The following is a 1,059-nucleotide window of genomic DNA, read 5'->3' as shown; positions in this document are numbered from 1 at the left end:
TAAAGCGTTTTGCGTTTGATCTGAATCGGACGGAGATTCACATGGTGCCGATTTTCTGATTCACTTCTTCTGGGAGGTGGATCATGGGCAACCCCTATTCTTTGGACCTTCGGGAACGGATCTGCGCTTACGTTGCTATGGGAAACTCGGCCCGTTCAGCAGGGCGGCTTTTCGGGGTGAGCGCCGCGACGGCGGTTCGGTTTGCGGCGGAGCATCGAGACCACGGTGCTGCACGCCCCAAACCACAAGGTCGCCCGGCTGGTCAGTTCGGCAAGCTGGCACCGCATCGGGATTTTCTGCTGGAGATCGTGCGGGCCGAACCGGACATCACGCTCAAGGAACTCGCCGCTGCCCTGTCGGAAACATATGGCGTAGATGCTCAACTCTCTTCGCTACACCGCGCTCTCGAACGGGCGGGGCTATCATATAAAAAAAGGACTGATCGCGGCGGAACGTGATCGGCCCGCGCTGCGCCAGGCCCGCCGAGACTGGATCACGCATCGTCAGCCCCGCATGCGACAGGAGCCGCACAGGTTGGTCTTCATCGACGAAACGGCGGTCAAGACCAATCTCACGCGGCTGCGCGGGCGCGCCCCAGTCGGGGAACGGCTCTATGGCACGGCACCTTTCGGCAAGTGGGGGACACAGACCTTCATCGCCGGGCTGACGCAAGACGCCCTGATCGCACCTTGGGTGATCAAAGGCGCAATGAACAGGGCGGCCTTCGACACGTACATCGAGACGCAGCTTGCCCCGGCCCTCGATCCCGGAACCGTCGTGATCCTCGACAACCTGTCTACACACAAAAGCCCGCGCGCCGCCGAAGCCATGCGCAAGCGAGGCTGCTGGTTCCTGTTTTTGCCCGCCTACAGCCCCGATCTCAATCCTATCGAGATGGCTTTCTCCAAACTCAAAGCCCACTTGCGGCGCATCGGCGCCAGAACCTTTGATGCCTTGTTCGAAGCCCTTGGTGACATCTGTGACATGTTCCATCCAGACGAATGCTGGAACTTCCTCAAAGCTGCCGGATATGCCTCAGATTAAATGCAAAACGCTTTA

General features: G+C 59.5%; 1 protein-coding gene. It reads left to right on the top strand.

What is annotated here, in order from left to right; all coding sequences use genetic code 11:
- Positions 1–83 precede the first annotated feature (83 nt).
- A protein-coding gene (locus tag IT41_RS20460) for an IS630 family transposase (RefSeq protein ID WP_197056037.1) occupies positions 84–1,044 on the top strand; the annotation gives its coding sequence in 2 pieces (ribosomal slippage) (positions 84–428 and positions 430–1,044; 960 coding nt in all).
- The last annotated feature ends 15 nt before the right edge of the window (positions 1,045–1,059 follow it).

The organism is Paracoccus halophilus (assembly GCF_000763905.1).
GTDB classification, from domain to species: domain Bacteria; phylum Pseudomonadota; class Alphaproteobacteria; order Rhodobacterales; family Rhodobacteraceae; genus Paracoccus; species Paracoccus halophilus.
This window is presented reverse-complemented; position numbering and strand designations above follow the sequence as displayed.